This window comes from Vreelandella andesensis (genome assembly GCF_003989795.1).
Taxonomy (GTDB): domain Bacteria; phylum Pseudomonadota; class Gammaproteobacteria; order Pseudomonadales; family Halomonadaceae; genus Vreelandella; species Vreelandella andesensis.
Genome location: NZ_RZHG01000022.1, coordinates 57,981 through 79,646, shown reverse-complemented (window position 1 = coordinate 79,646; position 21,666 = coordinate 57,981). Strand labels below are relative to the sequence as shown.

Here is a 21,666-nt window from a genome sequence, read left to right as displayed (position 1 = left end):
GGAGTCATTTAGGGGGCCTTGTGATGATGATTTATGAGCAGGATTGTTACACCCATCAAGGCAAGCCGTTTAACTTGCGGGTGCTGCGCGGGCAGGTATTGTTGGTCGTAAATGTGGCGAGTAAGTGCGGTTTTACCCCGCAGTTAAAAGAGCTGGAAAGCCTCTACCAACGTTACCGAGATCGCGGGTTTACGGTGCTTGGTTTTCCTTGTAATCAGTTTGGTAAACAGTCACCGGAGAGTGCTGAGGCCTTTTGTCTTTTCGGCGAGCAGCAGTTTGGTGTCAGCTTTCCACTGCTGGAAAAAGTGTCGGTGAATGGTCCAAACGCCCACCCGCTGTTTGTGGTGTTAAAGCAAGAAGCGCCAGGGGTGTTGGGCACCAAGGCGATCAAGTGGAATTTTACCAAGTTTTTAGTAGGGCGTGATGGCAGGGTGATTGCACGGTTTGCCCCCAACGACCATGGGCTGTCGCTGCGCCTTGCGCTGGAGGCCGCACTTGATAAGGAGTGATGGGCAAAGAGTAAAGAGAAATGGATAAAGCGTGATAGAGAGAGCGCAGTGGATAAGAATAAGGCGTTCTGTCAAAGCTCGCCGCGGGTAACCATTAGCCGCTGCATCAACTCCACCCAGCGATGGCGAACCATCATCGTGGTTAATCCTGAAAACAGCGCCCAACTTTTACGCCGCCAGCCTTTCAGGCGCAGGTTATGGCTCACCAACTGCTTCATCAATTTATAGTCATCGAACTTTCGCCATTCACTGGCGATGGACAGCTGGTGTCTCGCCATCACTGGAGCAAGCTCTAAACGGAACATCCACTCCAGTTCCTTCAGTGACATGTCATGCTGTTCAATTATCTCAATCATATGGGCGTAGTCGCGCTCACTTGGCTCACGGTCAAGCCACAACGGTGCAAGAGCAAGCCATAGGTCGCCACGTTCATCGACTAGCTGCTGTGCGTTCATCAGGGTCTCGTCGGTAAGGAGTGGTCAGGTCGCTATCCTGCCGTGAATGGCGAAGAAGCTCAAGAGCGGACAGCGCGCGCCTAGACCGCTAGAATACACCCCACACGGTAATGGCACTGCCATGCTGGAAGCGACATCAATCTGATAAAGGGGTCCAATGTGATCATTAAACCAAAAGTGCGTGGCTTTATCTGCACCACCACACATCCTAAAGGCTGCGAGCAAAACGTTCTGGAACAGATCGAGGCAACCCGCGCGCGTGGCTTAGATAAAAGCCAAGGCCCTAAAAAGGTGCTGGTAATTGGTGCTTCCAGTGGCTACGGCTTAGCAGCGCGTATTACGGCTGCTTTTGGTTATGGCGCCGATACCCTAGGTGTCTTCTTTGAAAAGCCTAGCAGTGAGAAAAAAACCGGCACTGCTGGCTGGTATAACAGTGCAGCGTTTGACAAGTTTGCCAAGCAAGAAGGCCTATACAGCAAATCAATCAACGGCGATGCGTTCTCTAACGAAGCACGGGAAAAAGCCATTGAGTTGATTAAGCAGGACATGGGCGACATTGATCTAGTGGTCTACTCTCTGGCGTCGCCAGTGCGTAAGTTGCCAGATACTGGCGAAGTGAAGCGCTCTAGCCTGAAGCCGATTGGCGAAACCTACCGCGCTACCGCCATTGACACCAATAAAGATGCCATCATCGAGGCGCAAGTCGAGCCTGCCACCCAGCAAGAGATCGACGATACCATCACCGTGATGGGCGGCGAGGACTGGGAGCTATGGATGAGCGCCCTGGATGAAGCGGGCGTGCTAGCGAAAGGCGCGCGTAGCGTGGCGTTTAGCTACATCGGTACTGAAATCACCTGGCCGATTTACTGGCACGGTGCGCTCGGTAAAGCCAAGGAAGACCTTGACCGTGCCGCCGCTGCGATTGATGCCAAACTGAAAGAGACAGGCGGCGGTGCCAACGTTGCCGTTCTCAAGTCGGTGGTCACCCAGGCCAGCGCCGCGATTCCCGTGATGCCGCTGTATATCGCCATGGTCTACCGCATCATGAAAGAGCAGGGCCTCCACGAAGGTACGATTGACCAATTAAACCGCTTGTTTGGCGAGCGCCTTTACTCTGGTCAACATGACGACATGGTCACCGATGACAAAGGCCGCCTACGTCTTGATGACTGGGAGCTGCGTGACGACGTACAAAAAGCCTGCCAAGACCTGTGGCCAGCCGTCACAACAGAGAATCTTTTTGAAATAACCGACTATGCTGGTTACAAGCATGAATTCTTGAAGCTGTTTGGCTTCGAGCGTGAAGACGTAGATTACGAAGCAGATGTGAACCCTGATGTTCACTTTGATGTCGTGACGCTATAGCGATAAGCGCGATGAGGAATGTTAATCGTCACGCTTTGATCATCTAACCGGAAAGCGAGAGGTGTTGTATGGATACCAAGGAAAGCAAAACCCGGGAAGAAGAAATAGAGCACGTAATGAAAGAACGTATCCCGGAGGACTTTGAAACGTCTCAGCCCCAACGGCAGCCGGAAGCAAAAAAGTCCGCTAATGGACTGCATAAAATGCTCCCTTTAATCATTATCGTGATGGGCATTGTCGTCGCAGGCATTGTCATTCTAGGGCTTGGCAATAGCGGCGGTTAGCAAAGACTCATTCCTCCTTCTGTTGCCGGGCTTTACGCCCGGCACTTTTGTAATTATGCCCCCTATTTTAGTTTTAAGAGCCATAGCACTGCCTTCACTTGCGCAATTGGGTAAGATGGCTTTTTGATTAGCTATTTACCTAAGTTGGCGGCGATTTCTATGCAGCGAAGCAACGTGTCATGTCCTCAAGTACGTTGATGTCATCCGCCAGTGAACGTCGGCGGGTGGCCTTCGTGCTGTTGCCCGGTTTTTCGCTGTTGGCCCATGCGAGCGCTATCGAACCGCTTCAAATGGCCAATCAGCTCAGCGGGCAAATGCTTTACCACACGGTGACACTCAGCTTAACCGATGAGCCGGTGCGCAGTGGCGCGCAACTTTCCTTGCTAGCGCAGCACGTGTTGGGCGCGCCGCTTGGGCCGCTGGATCTGCTGCTGGTGTGTGCGCCTACACCGTTGCCTTATGCGCTACCCGCCAAGCTAAATGAATGGCTGCGTAGTCATCAAGGCAGACGTGTTGCTATGGGCGGTCTTGCGGGAGGCACCGAAGTGCTGGCCCGCTGCGGGCTTTTAGAAGGTTATCGCGCCACGCTGCCCTGGCAGCGATTCGATGCGTTTGCGCAGGCTTATCCTCAGGTCACACTCTCTCAGCAACTGTTTGAAATTGACCGCGACCGGCTAACCTGTGCTGGCGGTACGGCGGCCATGGATATGATGCTCACGCTGATTGGCAAACATCACGGTCAGCGCCTTGCCGAGCAGGTGTCTGAGCAGTTCGTCTGTGATCGCATTCGCTTAGCCGATGAGCGCCAGCACGTGCCGCTGCGTAATCGCCTTGGCCACGCGCCGCAAAGCCTGGTAGATGCCGTTACGTTAATGGAAGCGAATATTGAAGAGCCGCTTTCTACACTAGAGTTGGCTGAGCATCTGGGTATTTCCCGGCGGCAGTTAGAGCGACTGTTCAAAAAGTACCTACAGGCAGTGCCTAGTCGGTACTACCTGGATCTGCGCTTACAAGATGCGCGCAAACAATTAAGAGAGAGCGATCGCCCGGTGGGAGATATTGCGCTGATGACCGGGTTTTCTTCTGGTGCGCACTTCTCTACCGCCTATCGCAATCACTTTGGCATCACACCGCGGGAAGAACGGCTTGGATAAGCGCGGCTTTTCATAATTTACCGTCCCAATACTGAAAGCACGCCGTCTATCGCCCCCCGTATACTGATTCTATCCTTTACTCCATCGGAGGTATCGTCCCATGAGTTACACCCCAAGCCGTCAGGATTTCGATCACTACATGACGCCAAATTACTCGCCGCAGCAGATTATTCCAGTGCGTGGCAAAGGCAGCCGTTTGTGGGATCAACAGGGGCGTGAATATATCGACTTCGCGGGTGGCATTGCGGTGAACTCGCTTGGCCACTGTCACCCAGTACTGGTAAATGCACTGAAAGAGCAGGGCGAAAAGCTCTGGCACCTGTCCAACGTATTCACCAACGAGCCAGCATTGGCACTTGCCAAAACGCTTACTGAACGCACCTTTGCCGATAAGGTATTCCTCTGCTCCTCTGGTGGCGAAGCTAATGAAGCGGCATTAAAACTGGCCCGCCGTTGGGCAGTTGATCACCATGGCGAGCACAAAGATAAAATTATTTCGTTTTATCAGTCTTTCCATGGCCGCACTTTCTTCACCGTGAGCGTGGGTGGCCAGCCTAAGTACTCCCAAGGCTTTGGCCCAGTGCCCGGTGGCATTCTGCATGCCAGCTTCAACGACCTGGAAAGCGTGCGCAAGCTGGTCGGCGACGATACCTGCGCCATTATGGTTGAGCCGATGCAGGGCGAAGGTGGCATTGTTCCCGCGACTCAAGCGTTTCTTCAGGGGCTGCGTGACCTGTGCGATGAACACAATGCGCTGTTGATTTTTGACGAAGTACAAACGGGCGTTGGCCGCAGCGGTGAACTTTACGCTTACAAAAATTTCGGTATCACTCCGGATATTCTCACCAGTGCAAAATCACTGGGTGGCGGCTTCCCAATTGGTGCCACTTTAACCACGGATGCAATTGCAAAATCTTTAGTGATTGGTACCCATGGCTCTACCTATGGGGGCAATGCACTGGCATCGGCGGTAGCGCTCGCGGCGGTGGAGTTTATTGACACGCCAGACGTACTTGCCGGTGTTAAGCATCGCCACGACCTGTTCCGTGAACACCTAGAAACCATTAATCGCAAATACGGCGTGTTTAAAGAAATTCGCGGCATGGGAATGCTGATGGGCGCGCAAATGTCGGATGCCTTTGAAGGCCGCGCTAAAGACATCCTGCCACTTGCGATCGAAGAGGGCGTGATGGCGCTGATTGCTGGCCCCAACGTGCTTCGCATGGCGCCATCACTCGTCATTCCAGAAGAAGATATTGCTGAAGGTATGGCACGTTTAGAGCGTGCTATTGAGCGGCTAGTTGCCAGCGCATGAATAGGCAAGAAGCCACACAAGAGGGGGCGTTAAGGATGCTGGTAATTCGACCGGTAACAATGGCTGACCTTCCAGCCCTGGAGCAGTTGGCAGAGCACGCGGTGCCACGGCTCACTAATCTGCCCGCCAACCGTGATCGGCTTGAGGAGCGCATTGTGCGCTCCCAGGAAGCGTTTAACAGTGAAATAGAGTTTCCTGGCAACGAGCACTACATGTTTGTGCTAGCGGATGATGACCGCGAAGAAGTGTTAGGCACGGCGACCATTCGCGCCCAGGCAGGCGCTGCTGAAGCCTACTACACCTATCGTCAGGAAACGCTGATTCATGCTTCTCAACAGCTGAATGTGCGACGGGAAGTACAAACCTTAGCGCTTTCTCACGAAGCCTCGGATGCCACGCTGCTTTGCGCGCTGTCGCTTAATCCGCGCTACAAAGGCACCAGTGCGGAAAGCCTGTTACGCCGTGCGCGATTGATGTTTATTGCCCAATATCCCGAGCGCTTTTCACGCCTTCTAGCGGTCGCTTTTCCGGGTTATTTGGATCGCAAAAACGAATCACCTTTTTGGGAGAGCGTTGGTCGTCACTTTTTTGCGCGCAGCTTCCAAGAAATGAATCACATAGCGGGCGTTCGCTCGAAAAGCTTTATTGCGGAAGTGATGCCGCAGTTTCCGCTTTATCTACCGCTTTTAACGCCTCAGGCGCGCGCGGCCATTGGCCGAGAGCACCCCGCCCATGAAGACGCGCTGGCAGAGATGCTGGCAGAAGGCTTTGTGCGTTCTCGCCATGTCGATATTTTCGACGCAGGGCCGATTGTAAAAGCCGAGCGTGAGCGATTGGAAACCTTCCGTCGCGCTGCTTGGCATCCGGTCAGAGTTCGCCCTGAGCGTGCACTGCCCGATGCGGAACCAGCGATGATAGCCAACCAAACTTTAGGTGACTTCCGCTGTATTGTGGCGCGCTATGCGCTTTCGCCTACCGGGCAATTGATGCTTTCACCGCAGCACGCTGAACGGCTAGGTGTTGAAGAGGGGCGCGCGGTGCTGGCAGCGCCGTTAACCCTGCCAAGCGCGGTAGACGCGCTTGATGAAGGAGAGATGTAATGCGCATTCGACCCATTGCCCGCGACGATTTAGATGGGCTCCAGGCGCTTGCACAACAGGCAGGCGTTGGCTTTACCTCACTGCCGGATAACCGTGAGTTTTTGGCCGGCAAAATTGAAGCCGCCGCCCGAGCCTTTGAAGAGCGCACGCCCGCCGACGATCGACTCTACTTCTTTATACTGGAAGATGAGCAGAGTGGAGAACTGGCAGGTTGTTGTGCTATTGAAGGCCAAGTCGGTCGCGAAGTGCCGTTCTATAACTATCGCTTAGGCACGTTGGCGCACTCTTCGGTGCAGTTGGATTTGCACCGCACAATCGACACGCTGTTTTTAAGCTCTGATCACACAGGCGATGCCGAAGTGTGCTCGCTGTTTTTACGCCCTGAATACCGCGGCGAAGCAAACAAACACCTGCGCAATGGTGCGCTTCTTTCCAAAGCCCGCTGGCTGTTCATTGCTCAGTTTCGTGACCGTTTTCCGCAAAAAGTGTTGGCGGAAATGCGCGGTGTGTTTGATGAAAACAACACCAGCCCCTTTTGGGAAAGTTTGGGTAAACACTTCTTTCCCATGGACTTTAACGAGGCCGACCGGTTAACCGGCCTGGGGCAGAAAAGCTTTATCGGTGAGCTAATGCCTAAGTTCCCGATCTACACCACGTTTATGTCAGACGAGGCGCGTGCCTGTATTGGCCAGGTGCACCGCCATACTCGACCAGCCCTTGAAATGCTCAAGAAAGAAGGACTGCGCTGGGAAGGCTATGTCGATATTTTCGATGGTGGCCCCACGGTGGAAGCCTACATTGATGACGTGCGGGCGATTCGTGATTCACGACTCTGCCAAGTGGAGATTTCTCAAAGCGCTCCGGACGAAAGCGTTAGCCGTTGGCTGGCAGCCACCACCGAGATGCTTAACTTCACCGCCAGTTGGATAGGTCGCGCGCCCACTCAGGAAAATACCATCGTGCTTAATCAACAAGAAGCCGATCGCCTGGGTGTGACGACAGGTGAACACATTCGTTTGTTGGAAACCTAGCGCTTCAAAACCGTCTTTCAAAATAAACGCACATAACAAGCTCGCACAACAAGCACGCATACGGGAAGGAGATAAACATGCACGCCCAACAGCAGCAACTGATTAACGGCGCCTGGGTAACCGGCGATGCCGACACCTTCACAAAGTACGACCCGGTTGCGGGAACACAGCTTTGGCAAGGTGCTTCGGCCTCAAACGCGCAGGTGGGTGCCGCTATCGATGCCGCGCGTGTGGCTTTCCCTGGCTGGGCGCGCACAACGTTTGCTGAGCGCCAAGCATTGGTTGAGCGTTTTGTGGACGTGCTGACGGCTCGCCGTGAAGACTTAGCGGTCGCGATTGCTTCCGAAACCGGCAAGCCGCTTTGGGAAGCCCGCACTGAAGCCGGCGCGATGGTCGGCAAAGTGGCGCTGTCTATCAAGGCCTACCATGAGCGTACTGGCGAGCGAGAAAAAGAAGTGGGGAGTGCGAAAGCCGTACTGCGCCATCGCCCCCACGGCGTCATGGTGGTATTTGGCCCCTACAACTTCCCCGGTCATCTGCCCAATGGCCATATGGTGCCAGCCTTGCTTGCAGGCAATACGGTGGTATTTAAACCCAGCGACCAAACCCCGTTGACTGCCGACTTAACCTTGCAATGCTGGGTAGAAGCAGGGCTGCCTGCCGGGGTGATTAACTTAGTACAGGGCGGTGTGGCTGTAGGGCAAGCCTTGGCAGCGCACCCAGGTATCGATGGCCTGCTGTTTACCGGCAGCGCTAAAGTCGGTGGCATGTTGCAGCAGCAGTTCGCTGGGCAGTTGGATAAAATTCTGGCCTTAGAACTGGGCGGCAATAACCCGTTAGTAGTAAAAGATGTTGATGATGAGCGCGCTGCTGTACTGAACATTCTACAGTCGGCGTTTTTATCCGGTGGCCAGCGCTGCACCTGTGCCCGCCGCTTGATGGTGCCGCAGGGTGAGGTGGGTGATCGCTTAATCGACGCGCTTTCTGACGCTATCGCTAAACTACACGTTGCCGGACAGTTTGAAGAAGCACCTGCAGCACCGTTCTACGGTGGCTTGGTCAGCGTGGCTGCTGCTGACGGCCTGCTTAAGGCGCAAGACGAGCTGGAAGCCATGGGTGGCACGGTGATTAACCGCATGCAGCGCCTTAAAGAAAATACCAGCCTGTTAAGCCCCGCGCTGATTGATGTCACAGGGCTAGAGGTACCCGACGAGGAGCATTTTGGCCCGTTGCTGAAAGTTCATCGTTACAGCGATTGGGATGAGGCGCTCGCGCTGGCAAACGATACACGCTATGGCTTGTCTGCAGGGCTCATCGGTGGCGATAAAGCAGACTGGGACGACTTCCTGCTGCGTATTCGCGCGGGCATTGTGAACTGGAACCGCCAAACCACGGGTGCTTCTGGCGACGCACCTTTTGGCGGCGTTGGCGACAGCGGTAACCATCGTCCAAGCGCTTATTATGCCGCTGACTATTGTGCTTATCCGGTGGCCTCTATGGAAGCTGACACCTTAGAGATGCCGGAAACGCTGCCACCGGGAGTTAACTTATGAGCAACGTTTCAAGCAGCAGCGTAAGAGAAGTTAACTTTGATGGACTGGTAGGGCCAACTCACAACTACTCAGGGCTGGCCCACGGCAACGTGGCGTCTATGAGCCATGGTGGGCTAGTATCCAACCCTAAAGAGGGCGCACTGCAAGGGCTTCTGAAAATGAAGTCACTGATGGATGCGGGCTACGCTCAGGGTGTGCTGCCGCCCCAGCAGCGCCCCGATGTAGGGGCATTACGGGGTTTGGGCTTCAGCGGCAGCAACAGCGAGGTGCTAGCCCGCGCTGCCAAAGAGGCTCCTCAGCTGTTACGGGCGGTCTGCTCGGCTTCCAGCATGTGGACGGCCAACGCAGGCACCGTTACTCCCAGTGTTGATGCGTCTGATCGCCGAGTGCACTTCACACCGGCGAACTTGCAATCTAGTTTTCACCGCTACCTAGAGCCGCAAACCACGGGCCGTGTGCTGCAGGCTATTTTCCATGATGAACAGCACTTCGCGCATCATCCCGTGTTGCCAGCGACACCTGCCTTTTCAGATGAAGGGGCGGCGAATCATACTCGGCTATGCGGCGAACACGGCGAGCCAGGCGTTCACTTATTTGTCTATGGTCGCCAAGCATTTGGTGTTGAGCGTGAGCCAAAACGCTTCCCCGCTCGGCAAACCCTGGAAGCCAGCCAAGCGGTGGCTCGCCAGCATGGGCTAACGGAGGCACAAACGGTGTTTGCCCAGCAGCACCCAGACGCCATTGATGCGGGTGTTTTCCACAACGACGTGATTGCCGTGGGTAATGGCCCCGTGCTGCTCTATCACGAAATGGCCTTTTTGGATGAAACGCGCACCTTGGATGAGTTGCGCGCCAAAATGTCTACGCCACTGATTCCGGTGCGAGTTCCGTTAGACGCGGTGAGCATGGAAGATGCGGTAGCATCGTACTTGTTCAACTCCCAGCTACTTTCCAACCCGGACGGCACCATGACGCTGGTAGTGCCCAGCGAATGCCAAGAGCGCGAAGCCGTCTGGCGCACCATCCAGGACTTTATTCTGGCGGGCAATAACCCGGTTGGTGAAGTGGTCGTTAAAGATGTTAAGCAGAGCATGCGCAACGGCGGTGGCCCTGCCTGCCTGCGACTGCGTGTTGCTTTATCGGAAGCTGAACAGGCAGCGTTGACCGGACGCGTGTTAATGAATAATGCGCTTTACGATGACCTGACTGCCTGGGTCAATCGTCACTATCGCGACCGCCTAGCGGCAGAAGACCTCGCTGACCCCCAGCTCGCTAAAGAGGTGCTTGTGGCGCTAGACGAGTTAACCCACGTGCTGAAAATTGGTTCTGTCTATCCGTTTCAGTTGAGTCAATAACGCTGGTGATGTCACCAAAACGCCAAGGAAAATGCCCGAGTGTTATTCGGGGTGCCGTTGGTGGTGATTCGCAAGCGCCGGTGTTGGCGTTGATTTATTGTCGTTGTGAAGATGGCTCATCAACAGAATAATTGAGGCTCAAGGAAAGGAGCAAAACAATGACGTTGAATAAAAAGGCCAACACAACCAGACACGCGAAAGGCACAGCAGGTCGCTCACTGTTCATAACGCTGATATTTTTCGCGCTACTGGCCATCGCCGTTATTACCGAAAAGCTACCCATGTGGTTGTTGATAACTTACCTGGTGGTTAGCGCTGTGACATGCCTTGCTTATGCGTCAGATAAATCGGCTGCGCAAAAAAATGGGCAACGAATCTCAGAAAAAACCTTACATGTGTTGTCTTTATTGGCGGGATGGCCCGGGGCGATGGTCGCGCAGCAGTGGCTTCGCCACAAAACCCAAAAACGTCCCTTCAGGCGTGTATTTTGGTTAACGGTGCTGATCAATCTGGCTGCGCTTGCTGGTTGGCTATGGGCATAATTCGCCAATGACTTATTCTCTTAACGTTTATCCCCTACGCTACTAGCAGACTGCTTTTAATACACTGATAAAGGCAATGCGATGAGCCATGCACTAACCGGGCATAACCGCCCACAGCAGGTGATTGACGCGATTCAGCAGGCAAATGCGCCGTTAAATGCGGCGCACCGCCAAGCAAAGTACGCCAAAATGGCCGCGTCTCCCTATCGATTTTTTCGTGGAACCAATCATTTGTATTGGCAAGACGTTTGGCACGATTGGCGCTTTGCGCTATTTGGTGGATGGCCCACTACCCAAACGTGGCTTCAAGGTGATGCGCACGTTTATAACTTTGGTGCTTACGGTCACCACGATGACCAAGTGCGCTACGGCATGGATGACTTCGATGATGCGTTGATAGGTGACTATCAATACGATGTATGGCGGCTGGCGATCAGCGTGGTGTTGGATAGCCGTGAAAACGCAGCGTTAAGTCCCAAAGCAACTGATAAAGCGCTAAAAAAACTGTTAGAGGGGTATATTCACACGCTAATGGGTTATGCCCAAGAAGCTAATGCAAAAGATGCTCATACCAACGAGCTGTCTATTGATGCGGTGACGCTGGATAGCGCTAAAGGGCCCCTCAAGCCTTTCATGGGAAAAGTTGCCGATGAGCAGAATCGCGCGCGCATGCTGGAAAAATGGACGACCCTCGATAGCCAGAAAGGGCGTATGTTCGCAGAGCGCCCTGGTAAGTTGGCCAATTTGCCCGCGGATGTCGCCAGCCAGCTGCGCCGTTTGATTGAGCAAGAGTATCAACAGACGCTGCAGCATCCGATCAAAGAAAATGACCCCAAGCACTTCCGTGTAAAAGATACCGCCCGACGTCTGGATGCGGGAACGGGCTCGTTAGGTGTTGAGCGGTATTATGTGTTGATTGAGGGCGGGGCAGACCATGAACACGATGACGTTATATTAGATATTAAAGAACAGGTAACGCCAGAAGCTTACGGCTTAATGAATAAAGCCCAACAGCAGGCGTGGCGAAAGCTATTTCCTAATGAAGGCATTCGCCATGCGGCGGCATTCCATGCCATTGCAGAACACCCGGATGCCTACCTGGGTTGGCTGACCATGAACAGCAAAGTGTTTTCGGTTCGGGAACGTTCTCCGTTCAAAAAAGACGTGCCTACTCACAAGCTTTCAGGGGGTAAGTCTTACCGCAAGCTAGCGCGCCAGTGGGGAGAGATTCTCGCACGTGAACATCTGCGCGGCGCCCAGGCGCTTCACCGGGGTCGTTCAGCGCCATTTGCCAATGCGGTCTGTCAGCGTTTAAACGGTCGCGAAGAGCAGTTTGTTGATGTGGTGTCGACCCTTGCAATTGCGTATGCCGACTGCGTCACCCAAGACTACCAAGTGTTTGTAGAGCACTTTTTGGCAACAGATTCCGCTTAATTAAAAGGCCTCGCTAATAACGTTCATAGCGTCTGCTGTTTACTGAACAAGAAGCCTCGATCTTCAAAAGAATCTTCCCAAACAACGCAGCGGTTTCGTCCGCTGTGTTTTGCTTTATAAAGTGCCTCGTCAGCCAGCCGTAGCAACTTAGTAGGGTCTTGGGTGTGATTGGGGTAAGTCGCTATTCCGCAGGAAAGCGTGATTTGCCGTATCGGTGTACCCCGATAGACAAATGCCCTTTGGGAGATAGTCGTTAGCAGCGCATTAGCCCTGGTTTTGGCAGCAGCTTGAGACGTGGCTGGCAGCAAAGCAACAAACTCCTCACCACCAAAGCGACAGATGACGTCGAGTTCGCGTAGGTGTTGTCGCAGCAACTGCGCGATATCCACCAAGATGGCATCTCCGGCACCATGGCCAAAATCGTCGTTGATCTGTTTGAAATAGTCTATATCCAGCATAAGCACCGAGAGGTGGCTGGTTTGTTGTAGTGCTTGTTGACATAGATGCGCAAATGCTAAGTCGAAGTGGCGACGATTATGCAGGCCCGTTAATGGATCTTTGCGTGATAAGCCATCTAACTCCTGAACGAGGCGGTCAAGATCGGCCGTACGGGACGCCACCTGTTGTTCTAGCGTTTCATTTGCTAAAGCAAGCTGTTGTTGCGTGTGGCGATAGTGCCACAGAAAAATAGCAGCGTTCGCGACCGCGAACGCTAATGTGCCGTAGCTCAAGGGCACGCTGCGCCAAGTGACAAAGCCATGGGCAACGATCATATCGGCCAGCAATAACGGTGCATAAAAAGTAAAACTCACCACCAGAAGCCGCTGTTCAAGTGTTAACCGTTGGAAGCGCATTAGCGCCAGCACCAGCATCATGGGAAGTGTGAGGGCTAGCATTACGTCAAAGATGGGAAACGTGAGTGAAAGGCTAATCACACTAAGTTGTACCAAACTCATGGCGGAAACGAGGTATAACAGGTGGATAACCCACAGCCCTGTTATCCAGCGCTTGGCCGTGCCTTCCAGCCAGTCGCTAAGCAATAAACCCAATGCCACCGGCAGGGTATAGTAGCTTCCAGCGCGCAACATATCCCAACCCAGGGCGCCATCGGCAATTAGCTGGCGAGCTGGGGTTTCAGCAAGCAACATCAGCCCTGAAGCATAGGCGAATAGTGCAATGGCACCGAAGCCTTGGCGCTGTGGCCCTATCAATACGAAAATGGTCGCTAGAATCGCGAGCACCAATACTAATGCACTCACACCGAGATCTTGGGCGGAGTCGTGAATCACTTGCTTCAGTACGTCAATTCGCTCCATCACCTGTACTTGGCCCCATAGGCCGATACTGGTGTAGTACGAATAGAGCCGAAAGGTAAGTTGCTGCCCGGCGGCATCGCTGGGTAAGTCAATCATATGCCAGGGCCAGCCTGCAAACTCTCCTTTGCCGTGATCATCAAACTCGCCGTATTGATAGATAAGTTCGTCGCCCAGATAAACCTGCCCGATAAGATTCATGCTGGTGATAAACAGAACAGGATCATTCCACTCACCGGCGGGCAGCGTTGTGCGTAACCAGAGATGCTCGTGCCCCTGGCGGCCAGGCGGATTGGAGGGGGAGTCGATGGTTTGCCACTCTGCTGTGCTGTTTTGCAACCATATTGGATGGCTATTGGCGTCCTGGGGAGAATCCCCCCAGCGGAACTCCCAGCTTTGCAGGGGTTGTGACGGGGAAGCTGCGACAGCAACACTTGCAAGCATCACTAGCGTGGCCATTGTAAGAAGCAGCAGAGTGAAATGGCGAATGGCAAGCTTTCGAGGCAGCATGGTGGACGTATTAACCTCCAGTTTACAATCCTTCTGCCGATAAATGCTTCAATCAAAGCCTGCTAGTTGATTGAGGCGCATATGATGCAAACACTAATGTAGCTCAAAATCTTAACTTAAAATAAGTTAAGACGATGATAGCTTCTTCAACGTTAAAAAACATTACGCAGAAAGGAGGGGAGGCGGGAAAAGAGGGTAAAAAGGCTGGACCTCTCTTGGCCCAGCATTGGTAGGTTTTGCGAGGCTTAAAGAAATTGCATTTTTCGCTGTATTACTGAAATAGTACGTTTTAAGTGATTTTTTAAGTAGCTGTCGCACCACCGACGATGCCGCTGCGGAAGCCGCTGTCACTGCTGTTGCGGTTTTTTAGATGATTAGCAACGGTGTCCTCGGGCGATCCCGCCATTTCACGGAACATTCCCATGGAGCCAAGCAGGGCAGAAGACTCATAGGGTACGAACACTCGCTCACCATTTTTCGCCATGTTGGGCAGCCCTTTGATGTAGCTTTGGCCGAGTAAATAGCCCACCACCGTGCGCTTATTCTCTTCGCTGTCGCCGATAGCGCTGAGCACGAGTTTGATGGATTCCTGCTCACCTTGGGCGCGTAAAATCGCCGACTCTTTATCACCCTGGGCGTTAAGAATGGCCGACTCACGCTGCCCTTGAGCCATTGCAATGGCCGCGGATTTTTCACCTTCTGCTTCTGTCACCGTCGCACGGCGTTTACGTTCAGCGGCCATTTGCAGGCGCATCGCCGTCTCTACTTCTTCCGGCATGGCGATATCCTGCACTTCTACCCGAGATATTTTGACCCCCCACTTAGACGCCGGCTCCTCCATCGCTGCTTGAATCTCGTTGTTTACCTCGGCGCGAGATTCAAACAATTTATCTAGTTCCATCTTGCCCACGACCGAGCGCAACGTTGTTTTTGCCAGCACCTCTACGGCTTGGCTCATGTTTTCTACTTCATAGACCGCTCGCTTGGGGTCAATAATCTGGTAGTAAAGTGCGCCGTTGATTCTCACGGTGACGTTATCCGTGGTGACGACTGGCTGGCCAGGAAAGTCCATGACTGTTTCACGGCGGTCAATACGCGTTTCATCGCTGGTAATTGCTGTGTAGTCTTCGCCCATTTTGCGGTAACGCAGCATAGTGATCGCGCGTGGCTGCTCAATAAACGGAACAATGATATTGATGCCGCTTTCGAGCACACGATGAAACGAACCAAGACGCTCAATCACCATCACTTCTGACTGGCGAACAATAACCAATCCTTTCGAAATGATGAGCACGCCAATGACGACAATAATCAGGCTGATGAGCAGCCCTGGGCTAATTGATAAATCCATGAGGTTGTTCATGCTTATGGCTCCTTGCGTTGGGAAATTGCATCCTGGGGAATTGCATCTGATGAAGGTGTCAGCGTCACTAAGGCGGTCGTGCCTTCAAAGCGTTTAAAGACCACTTGGGTGCCTTGCGGCAGTTCAGTCTCTCCGCTCTCGATAACACGCAACCGGTAGAAATCACCGTTTATTTTAATGCCGGTTGCGTTGTCAAAATCGCGTAGCAGCGTTTGGTAGTGGTTGCCTTTTTCAACGCCCGTGCCGGTCGTGCCATAGGCAACGCCTCTTGGAGAAAAGCGCGGACGAATGACGACGACGCCCAAAGGCACTAAGATACCCGCGAAAATCCCCATGCTGAGCAGCTGCCAAGGCAGCGATAATCCCAGTGCCGTCACCGTAGCGGTAAGCGCCGCAGCAACTCCCAGCGCAAGCAGTAACATTGCACCGGACGTCAGTTCTGCGAGGCTTAACAACAGGGCAATCACCAGCCAAGTATAAGCAGGGTTCCAGTCCATAGGTGTCCCCATGTATAGAAAAAGATAAGAACAAATTGTGATTACTGTTACCAGTGTGCCATAACCTGATGCAGGTAGTATTCGCTGAATGTTGTTGAACGTTTTTGGTGAAGAAGGCTTCTCGTGTCAGGGGAATTATCCCGCTCGTCTAATGAAGCATATTGCTAAGGAGAGTCGCGTGTCGGGTGTGATTTACTGGTTGGATATGGCGGGGGTCATCGTCTTTGCTTTGTCAGGTGTGATTTTAGCCTGTCGTTCGCGAATGGACCCCTTCGGTATGCTGGTGCTGGCAGCGGTGACTGGTATTGGCGGCGGCACGCTCAGGGATTTGGTGCTTGGCGTTCGCCCAGTGTTCTGGGTGACAGATCCGACCTACTTGTGGGTGATATTAGCTACGGTGGGCGTATCGCTGGTGGGGTTTCACTATATTCATCGTCTTTCTCGTGGGTTTTTACCCGTTGCGGATGCATTTGGGCTGGCGCTATTTACCGTCATCGGGACACATAAAGCACTGCTGCTGGGTGCATCAGGCGTTGTGGCGGTGTTAATGGGCATGATGACAGGCGTGGCTGGTGGCATGATTCGTGATGTGCTGGCCCAGCGGGTACCCATGGTGCTTCGTGAAGAGATCTACGCAACGGCAGCCCTGGCGGGTGGCATTGTGTATGTGGCGTTCGATGCATTAAATGCGCCATTAACCGTGGCGATTGCAGCCTCATTAATAGTGACACTTGGATTGCGCCTAGCGGCGATTCACTGGCGCTTAGCGCTACCTGTATTTGCCTGGGTCACCCTACCACCGAAAACGCATAATGAAACTGCAGCAACGCTGTCAACGCCTCAGAAAGCTAAAGAGCGGGTGCGCATGATCCGACGAGAGCGTAAAAAACACTAGCCGAGCAGCCTTCCTTCTGCGTGGTTGCGAAAGGAAGGTGTTTCCGCCTCTTCTTTTTTTATTGCTTCTTTTTCAAAACGCATTTGCTGCTCGCCAGCGATCGAACCAACGCCTTGGTTGCAATACCTTTAATGTGGGTTCGCTGTTGATCAACTCTACCCCTATCCCCAGTGCGCCAAGGTGGGCGTAGAGCGCACCATTGGCACTTTTGTCAGCCAGGGTGACATCGGAAAGTAGCAAGAGCGGTCCGCCGGTAAGTGTTAGATCGTGTAATTGGATGCGTTCGCCATTGATCTGAAGCTGAGCGCTACCGTTAATGTCACGCACGTTTAATAACCGCCCCAACCACTCGCTTTGTCTGGCGCGGTCTAAGAAGAGCCGGGCCAAAAGCCCGGTGTCGCGCATGCCAAGACGTAGCTGGCTGGTTAAACGAATAGGGTCATCCCACTCAAGCTGTGCTTCTTCCATGGTGAGCTGCACCCACCAGCCAGCGTCTTGTGCGCCTGCTGAGCTTTGCCGAAAGACGTTCTCCAACCGGAGGAATGAGTCATTAGCGTTGAAGCGTCGCGTTTCTAAGTCTCCCTCGGTGAGTTGCAAATGCAATTCCACATCGCCTTTTAGCTGCTGGTCAAGCAGCGCTAGCTCGGCACCAAACGCGCGCAGCGTCAGGTTGCCCTGGGCAGTTAGCCCCTCCAGCAGCCACTCGCTGGTTAAGCTAGCCTGGCCGCCGAGCAAGGTAACTCCCGCATCTTCAGGTAGGTAGCGGTTATAGCGGGTGAAGTCTGGCACTTCTGTAATGGGCAGCGCGATGCGAGTAGTGAAGTAAGTTGGCTCTGGTGACGCTAGCACGTCACTAAAACGTTCGGTTTCGGTGGTGAGGGCAAAGTGGCGGCCTTGCAGGTGGGGGCGATCATCGTCCAGGCGCATAAGCGCAAAGTGTGGTATGCCTAGCGAAAGCTGGGCCTGCTCAGCGGTGTCGAGTTGGGCCGTTAGTTCGCCGCGCCCGGTAGCGATATAATCTAAAAACGCGACCTCAAGCTGGTTGGCATTCACTCTAAGGCGGGTGGGGGCCAATAAGCGGTCATCCTGAAAAGCGCCTTGAGCGAAGAGCTGGCCGTTACCCGCAATTGCCAAGCCATGGGCGTCGGGTAAAAAGGTATTTAAGAACCCTAGTCGTTGTACGCTACCCTCCAGAGCAAACTCCCCACTGATCTGGTTATCACTACTTTCATCACCACTACCGTCGCTGCGCTGAAAGCGGCCTTCATTGAGTACTAGGATGCTTTCTAATTGTTCGCTGGTGGACTGCGTATCCGCAACTTGCCAGCGCAGACGTGAACCGCTGATATCAAGCGTTGTGCCGTCAAGAGCTGCTCGGCGAATGGCTAAGCTAAGCTGTGCGTCGCTTTCCAGTACACCCTGCTGTTCAGAGTGTTGCCAGCGGGTGGCTAATTGCTTTCCTTCTAAATAGATCTCTCCGCGCATTTGCTCGGTGGTGAAATCGATTTGCCCATTGCTGGTAGCTTGGCCACTAAGCAGTTGCAATGGGGCAGGGTTGGGTAAGGCGGCGGTGAGATAAGTTTGCAGCACGCTAATGTCGGGTAAACGAGCAGACTGCCAGGACAGTCGGGCCGTGGCGTTTTCTTTTGCCAGCGCTGGTTTCAGTGGGCTAAGCGCATTAAGCGTGATGACAGCGTCTGCCATTAACGTTCGCTGGTGATGGCTAAGGGTGGCGTTAGTGAAGGCGAGCGTTGCGTCTATCGTCTCTTCAGTCGACAGTTGTGCGGCCAGTGAGCCACTCCCTTGAGCGGAAAAATCAAGTAATTCAGCCGCAAGCGATGGCGCTTGGATCGATAACGATGCGTGATAAGGAGTGGCGTCACGTAGCGTCACGCTCGCCTCAATTTGACCATTGCCTGCAAGCCTGATCCCTTGGCCTTCAAACGTGTGAGCCAGATAGCGATCAAGCATGTCGAGGCGAGTGACCTCGCCCTGTAGTTCAAGTGAGGCGCCGGTGGGAAGGTCTAGTTGGTCTAGGCGCTGATTCGGTATGCTGGTGGCAAGGTGGAGTTGCGTGTTGGTGGCATACGGGTGGCTATCCGCCAGTACCACATTGGTTAGCTGCGTTGAAAAGTTGAGCTCGTCGTCTTCTACTGCTAGGCGTACAGTGCCTTCACCAACGGCGGTGTGGAGCTGAGGCGGTGTGTCAGCAATCAACCAACGCAGGTCGTCAGTGTCTCGGGGTTGCAGGCGCTGTTCGTTGACCGATAAACGTAGTTCAGGGGCGTTTAGGGAGAGCTCGCTGCCACGCTGTAGCTCGCCATTATTCAGATTAAGGTCGCCCGTTAAGTGGCCATAGCCATCCAGTGTCAACCAGGGCAACGCTTCTAAGTAGGGCATAAAGACGTCCCAGGCATCCGCTTGCGCTTCGATGGTCAGTTGTGCAGACAGGGCGTTAAGTAATTCGGACGTGAGTTCTTCGCGAGGAATTTGCGCGGTAGTAACACTCTCTAGGGAGGCATCTGCACGTAATTGGATATTTTGTACTAACGAGGCTTGGTCGCTTAAGCGTATTAGACGACCCTCGCTGATATTGAGTGATACGTTGGGGATGGCTAACGCGGCTCGACTTAACTGGGTATTTGCCATCTGAAGTTGGCCTTGTGCCTCGAGCGCAATGTCTCCGACAGTCACGCGGCGAAGACCGTTCGCATCGAGTGACTGTATGTGTAGTTCGCCGCGTAGCAGCGCCATTAACGATAGCGAAAGTGTTGCACGCCGGGCTTCAACGGATACTGGCAGAGCGTCGTCTTCCCGGGCCAAGTAAAGATTCTCTACTTCCCAGCGACCTGGGTGCAGGCTGTTGGCATTGGACCAGCGCACGTCGACGCCTTCGATCTGCGATAGTCGTTTGGGTAGCCATTGGCTATTCAGTAGCCAAGCGCTGCCAAATACCCATACCAACGCTGCCATCAAAGCACTCAACAGGGTGATTATCAGGGCTCGGGATAGACGTTTTGACTTGAGGTTCTCGTTCGGCATACGGGCTTCCTTGCTGATGACTCCTGTCGGCACGTGTTTTATGGCATTATGCGCGTCGTGGGGCCGTAATGGGTTTTCGATTTCAACGCTAGGCAGGCAGCAAAGCCATGTTTAAGGATTTTTACGCGCAGCGCGGAGAGTATGTTGTGATCTCTGCTGAGCAGGCCAGTCGTTTCGCCAAGGGCGTGGCCGGCGATTACAACCCGATCCACAATCCAGATGCGCGCCGTTTTTGCGTACCTGGTGATCTGCTATTTACGCTAGTACTGGTAAAGTTTGGGTTGTCGCGACAAATGGAATTTCGCTTCACCAATATGGTGGGAGCTGATACACCTCTCAAGTTTAGTGAAGAAGAGAATGGTGATCTACATGTCTGCGACGAAGGGGGGAAATGCTACTTGCAGGTGACGCGTGGTGGTGAAGTGACTCACGATGAAACGGCAGTCGAAGGCTTTGCCCGTTGCTATGTGGCGTTTTCAGGTAAGAATTTTCCCCACTATTTAAAGCCTTTAATGGAACAGCATGGGGTCATGTTTAATCCCAAGCGACCTCTGGTTATTTACGACAGCATGGGGTTTTCTTTAGAGCGTCTAGACGGTTTTTCGCCGAACTTAGCCCTAACAAGCTCGTCGCTAGAGGTTCAGGGCAAGCGTGCCGATGCTTTGCTGGAATTCTCGATTGAGTCTGCTGGGGAAGCGGTTGGAGTGGGCTCGAAGAAGCTAGTGGTTAGCGGTTTATGTGAATACGATGCGACTGAAATGGCATCGATTGTTGATCAGTTCTATCGCTTAAAGGCGGCGTACGAAGCGGCGTAAACGGCGTATTTGCGTTAGCGTAATGGCATAGTTGCGTTAGCGTAATGGCGGGTGCCATTAACGCTAACGCTAAGGTATTCTCGGGGCCTATCAATTAAAAAACACGCGAAGCGCCTTGGCGCTTTTGCTAGATAAAAGAGGCTTTGCATGAATCGCATCAAAACGCTTACGCTTGCCTGCGCAGCAGCTACAATCGCCGTTTCAGCCGCGAGTGCTCAAGCCAGGGATTTTCGTCTCGGCCTTATCACACCTGCACAGCACCTATGGTCTACTGAGGCGGAAGCCTTTGCACAAACGCTTAATGAGCGCTCTGCTGGCGAACATAGCGTCAGCATTTTCCCAGCTCAGCAGCTTGGCAATGAAGCGCAGATGGTTCAGCAGCTACAAACCGGCGCCCTAGACATGGCTTTTTTGACGATCGCCGAAATCTCTAACCGTATTCCTGATTTTGGCGCACTTTATGCGCCCTATTTGGTGGATGACGTTAATCATGCGGCACGCCTGCTGCGTTCGGATGCCGCTGGGGAGCTGCTCGAATTAATGCCTGCGGAAGTTGGTTTAATTGGCGTAGGTTACGGCATGGTAGGCATGCGCCAAGTGCTAAGCCGCGATCCTATTGAAAGTGCTGACGACCTGCAGGGGCAGCGGTTACGCATTACTCCGTTTGAGCCAATTCGTGATTTTTATACGGCCACAGGTGCAGCCCCAGCGCCGATGCCACTATTAGAAGTGTATGACGCGCTGGCTAACGGCCAGGTCGATGCCATCGATATGGATTTCGACTCTATTTTAATTTTGAAATTTTACGAGCAGGCGGAAAACCTGCTGATTTCTAATCATATGATGTTCCCGATGGTCGGCGTTGTGTCTGGGCGAGTATGGCGCGAGCTGTCTGAAGAAGATCGCGAGCTGATTGATACCGCGATGGCTGAACACCTTGAAAACGTGCTAGTAGGCTTCGAGGAAATGGACGCCGCTCAGGAAGCAGAAATTCGCGCCTTAGATATCAACATCGTTGAAGCGGATGCTGAATTTTTCTCTGATGCCATTGCTGAGTGGGAAAGCATCTGGGCGCCTAAAGCACCTATGTTAGAAACGTTACGCATGGAAGCTGACCGGTTACGTGACGAGTAA

Annotated in this window: 19 protein-coding genes; 14 read left to right on the top strand and 5 right to left on the bottom strand. The window is 53.4% G+C overall.

Translation table 11 applies throughout. The features are described from left to right. The first annotated feature begins 23 nt into the window (after nt 1-23). Entirely contained in the window at nt 24-509 is a 486-nt protein-coding gene (locus tag ELY33_RS13065; RefSeq protein WP_126948353.1) for a glutathione peroxidase, read from the top strand. Nucleotides 510-580: 71 nt separating this feature from the next. On the opposite strand, the gene ELY33_RS13060 is transcribed toward ELY33_RS13065, so the two are convergent. Next, entirely contained in the window at nt 581-964 is a 384-nt protein-coding gene (locus ELY33_RS13060) for a DUF7079 family protein (protein ID WP_126948352.1), read from the bottom strand. 159 nt (nt 965-1,123) lie between these two features. Here ELY33_RS13060 and fabV point away from each other — a divergent pair, with 159 nt between their 5' ends. From fabV to ELY33_RS13010, 10 genes are all read left to right on the top strand, one after another. Further along, a complete protein-coding gene (gene fabV, locus ELY33_RS13055) occupies nt 1,124-2,329 on the top strand; it encodes an enoyl-ACP reductase FabV (RefSeq protein ID WP_126948351.1) in 1,206 nt (401 codons plus the stop codon). 68 nt (nt 2,330-2,397) lie between these two features. Beyond that, nucleotides 2,398-2,613 carry a hypothetical protein gene (locus ELY33_RS13050; protein WP_126948350.1) on the top strand — a complete coding sequence of 72 codons (216 nt, stop codon included), beginning with the start codon at nt 2,398-2,400 and terminating at the stop codon, nt 2,611-2,613. Between the two features lie 179 nt (nt 2,614-2,792). Continuing rightward, a complete protein-coding gene (locus ELY33_RS13045; protein ID WP_208644243.1) occupies nt 2,793-3,767 on the top strand; it encodes a GlxA family transcriptional regulator in 975 nt (324 codons plus the stop codon). A gap of 100 nt (nt 3,768-3,867) precedes the next feature. Further along, a complete protein-coding gene (locus tag ELY33_RS13040) occupies nt 3,868-5,082 on the top strand; it encodes an aspartate aminotransferase family protein (protein WP_126948349.1) in 1,215 nt (404 codons plus the stop codon). 35 nt (nt 5,083-5,117) lie between these two features. Further along, complete coding sequence (locus ELY33_RS13035; protein WP_126948348.1) at nt 5,118-6,182, top strand: arginine N-succinyltransferase; 1,065 nt, start codon at nt 5,118-5,120, stop codon at nt 6,180-6,182. Further along, nucleotides 6,182-7,213 carry an arginine N-succinyltransferase gene (astA, locus tag ELY33_RS13030; protein ID WP_126948347.1) on the top strand — a complete coding sequence of 344 codons (1,032 nt, stop codon included), beginning with the start codon at nt 6,182-6,184 and terminating at the stop codon, nt 7,211-7,213. Before ELY33_RS13035 ends, astA begins: the two co-directional genes overlap by 1 nt. Before the next feature lie 77 nt (nt 7,214-7,290). Then, entirely contained in the window at nt 7,291-8,766 is a 1,476-nt protein-coding gene (astD, locus tag ELY33_RS13025) for a succinylglutamate-semialdehyde dehydrogenase (RefSeq protein ID WP_126948346.1), read from the top strand. Next, nucleotides 8,763-10,121 carry an N-succinylarginine dihydrolase gene (gene astB / locus ELY33_RS13020; RefSeq protein ID WP_126948345.1) on the top strand — a complete coding sequence of 453 codons (1,359 nt, stop codon included), beginning with the start codon at nt 8,763-8,765 and terminating at the stop codon, nt 10,119-10,121. The genes astD and astB overlap by 4 nt, the downstream gene beginning before the upstream one ends. A 158-nt stretch (nt 10,122-10,279) precedes the next feature. Further along, nucleotides 10,280-10,663 (top strand): DUF1294 domain-containing protein, encoded by a 384-nt coding sequence (locus ELY33_RS13015; protein ID WP_126948344.1) that lies wholly within the window; start codon nt 10,280-10,282, stop codon nt 10,661-10,663. A gap of 81 nt (nt 10,664-10,744) precedes the next feature. Next, entirely contained in the window at nt 10,745-12,097 is a 1,353-nt protein-coding gene (locus ELY33_RS13010) for a DUF2252 domain-containing protein (protein WP_126948343.1), read from the top strand. A 23-nt stretch (nt 12,098-12,120) separates the two neighbouring features. Here the strand turns inward: ELY33_RS13010 and ELY33_RS13005 are convergent, their stop codons facing one another. From ELY33_RS13005 to ELY33_RS12995, 3 genes are all read right to left on the bottom strand, one after another. Then, nucleotides 12,121-13,920, bottom strand: coding sequence for a GGDEF domain-containing protein (locus ELY33_RS13005; RefSeq protein ID WP_126948342.1), 1,800 nt, complete (start codon nt 13,918-13,920; stop codon nt 12,121-12,123). A gap of 301 nt (nt 13,921-14,221) precedes the next feature. Continuing rightward, complete coding sequence (locus ELY33_RS13000) at nt 14,222-15,271, bottom strand: SPFH domain-containing protein (RefSeq protein ID WP_126948388.1); 1,050 nt, start codon at nt 15,269-15,271, stop codon at nt 14,222-14,224. 14 nt (nt 15,272-15,285) lie between these two features. Next, nucleotides 15,286-15,780, bottom strand: coding sequence for an NfeD family protein (locus ELY33_RS12995; protein WP_126948341.1), 495 nt, complete (start codon nt 15,778-15,780; stop codon nt 15,286-15,288). Between the two features lie 178 nt (nt 15,781-15,958). On the opposite strand from ELY33_RS12995, the gene ELY33_RS12990 reads away from it, so the two are divergent. Then, complete coding sequence (locus ELY33_RS12990) at nt 15,959-16,675, top strand: trimeric intracellular cation channel family protein (protein WP_126948387.1); 717 nt, start codon at nt 15,959-15,961, stop codon at nt 16,673-16,675. Between the two features lie 72 nt (nt 16,676-16,747). Here the strand turns inward: ELY33_RS12990 and ELY33_RS12985 are convergent, their stop codons facing one another. Further along, nucleotides 16,748-19,717 (bottom strand): hypothetical protein, encoded by a 2,970-nt coding sequence (locus tag ELY33_RS12985; RefSeq protein ID WP_126948340.1) that lies wholly within the window; start codon nt 19,715-19,717, stop codon nt 16,748-16,750. A 107-nt stretch (nt 19,718-19,824) separates the two neighbouring features. On the opposite strand from ELY33_RS12985, the gene ELY33_RS12980 reads away from it, so the two are divergent. Continuing rightward, the gene (locus ELY33_RS12980) at nt 19,825-20,532 is read left to right on the top strand and encodes a DUF3581 family protein (protein ID WP_126948339.1); all 708 of its coding nucleotides are present in this window, start codon (nt 19,825-19,827) and stop codon (nt 20,530-20,532) included. Between the two features lie 147 nt (nt 20,533-20,679). Next, a complete protein-coding gene (locus ELY33_RS12975) occupies nt 20,680-21,666 on the top strand; it encodes a TRAP transporter substrate-binding protein (protein WP_126948338.1) in 987 nt (328 codons plus the stop codon).

What these genes read in the sequence shown, in the direction of transcription:
- ELY33_RS13040 (WP_126948349.1), top strand. Translation starts at nt 3,868, where the DNA reads ATGAGTTACACCCCAAGCCGTCAGGATTTCGATCACTACATGACGCCA.
- ELY33_RS13015 (WP_126948344.1), top strand. Translation starts at nt 10,280, where the DNA reads ATGACGTTGAATAAAAAGGCCAACACAACCAGACACGCGAAAGGCACA.
- ELY33_RS13045 (WP_208644243.1), top strand. Translation starts at nt 2,793, where the DNA reads ATGTCCTCAAGTACGTTGATGTCATCCGCCAGTGAACGTCGGCGGGTG.
- ELY33_RS13010 (WP_126948343.1), top strand. Translation starts at nt 10,745, where the DNA reads ATGAGCCATGCACTAACCGGGCATAACCGCCCACAGCAGGTGATTGAC.
- astD (WP_126948346.1), top strand. Translation starts at nt 7,291, where the DNA reads ATGCACGCCCAACAGCAGCAACTGATTAACGGCGCCTGGGTAACCGGC.
- ELY33_RS12995 (WP_126948341.1), bottom strand. Translation starts at nt 15,780, where the DNA reads ATGGACTGGAACCCTGCTTATACTTGGCTGGTGATTGCCCTGTTGTTA.
- astB (WP_126948345.1), top strand. Translation starts at nt 8,763, where the DNA reads ATGAGCAACGTTTCAAGCAGCAGCGTAAGAGAAGTTAACTTTGATGGA.
- ELY33_RS13035 (WP_126948348.1), top strand. Translation starts at nt 5,118, where the DNA reads ATGCTGGTAATTCGACCGGTAACAATGGCTGACCTTCCAGCCCTGGAG.
- ELY33_RS13050 (WP_126948350.1), top strand. Translation starts at nt 2,398, where the DNA reads ATGGATACCAAGGAAAGCAAAACCCGGGAAGAAGAAATAGAGCACGTA.
- ELY33_RS13000 (WP_126948388.1), bottom strand. Translation starts at nt 15,271, where the DNA reads ATGGATTTATCAATTAGCCCAGGGCTGCTCATCAGCCTGATTATTGTC.
- ELY33_RS12980 (WP_126948339.1), top strand. Translation starts at nt 19,825, where the DNA reads ATGTTTAAGGATTTTTACGCGCAGCGCGGAGAGTATGTTGTGATCTCT.
- ELY33_RS13060 (WP_126948352.1), bottom strand. Translation starts at nt 964, where the DNA reads ATGAACGCACAGCAGCTAGTCGATGAACGTGGCGACCTATGGCTTGCT.
- ELY33_RS13005 (WP_126948342.1), bottom strand. Translation starts at nt 13,920, where the DNA reads ATGCTGCCTCGAAAGCTTGCCATTCGCCATTTCACTCTGCTGCTTCTT.
- ELY33_RS13065 (WP_126948353.1), top strand. Translation starts at nt 24, where the DNA reads ATGATGATTTATGAGCAGGATTGTTACACCCATCAAGGCAAGCCGTTT.
- ELY33_RS12985 (WP_126948340.1), bottom strand. Translation starts at nt 19,717, where the DNA reads ATGCCGAACGAGAACCTCAAGTCAAAACGTCTATCCCGAGCCCTGATA.
- ELY33_RS12975 (WP_126948338.1), top strand. Translation starts at nt 20,680, where the DNA reads ATGAATCGCATCAAAACGCTTACGCTTGCCTGCGCAGCAGCTACAATC.
- astA (WP_126948347.1), top strand. Translation starts at nt 6,182, where the DNA reads ATGCGCATTCGACCCATTGCCCGCGACGATTTAGATGGGCTCCAGGCG.